Raw genomic sequence first — 696 nt, 5'->3', positions numbered from 1 at the left:
GTGTTCGGCGCCGACGGCGCGGCAGCCGGTGGCGGCGTGGTGGGCGTGCGGGTGGCCGGAGGCGACACCACGACGGCGGTGCAGACGGGCGTGAACACGGTCATTGCCGGCAGCTTCGGCACGCTGACACTGCAGGCCAACGGCAGCTACAGCTACGACGGCAGCCCGAACGTGGTGCCGCCGGCTGGCGCGACCGACACCTTTGTGTACACCATCAAGGACGGCGACGGCGACCTGAGCACGACGACACTGACGATCACGCTGACCGACAGCGGCCTGGCGGCAAGCAACGACGACATCACGGTCAACGAAGCGGCGCTGGCCACGGGCAGCAACCCGTCGAGCACGGCCGAGACGGCGACCGGCACGCTGGTAGGCAACGTCAGCGGCGGCGCCGGCGGCTACAGCTACGCGCTGACGAGTCCGGCCGCAGGCAGCTTCGGCACGCTGACGCTCAACGCGGACGGCAGCTACAGCTACACGCTGACGCAGCGCTTTGACACCAGCCCGGACGCCAACAACGGCACCAACACCGAGAACAACCGCGACACCTTCACCTACCAGGCGACGGATGCCAACGGCAACACGGTGACCAGCACCATCACCGTGGACATCGTGGACGATGTGCCGACAGCCTTCTCGAACAGCAACAGCGTGACCGAAGGCGCTGTGGTGGGCGGCAACGTGCACGTGCTG

The 696-nt window shown here is 68.1% G+C and carries 1 protein-coding gene; it reads left to right on the top strand.

The genetic code is table 11. The features are described from left to right. A partial coding sequence (locus AC1DS5_RS25080; protein WP_477720955.1) for an Ig-like domain-containing protein occupies positions 1–696 on the top strand: 696 nt, incomplete at both ends.

It is taken from the genome of Polaromonas sp. P4_H1, assembly GCF_056400945.1.
Note: the sequence above shows the minus strand (reverse complement) of the source record. Positions and strands in the feature narration are given on the sequence as shown.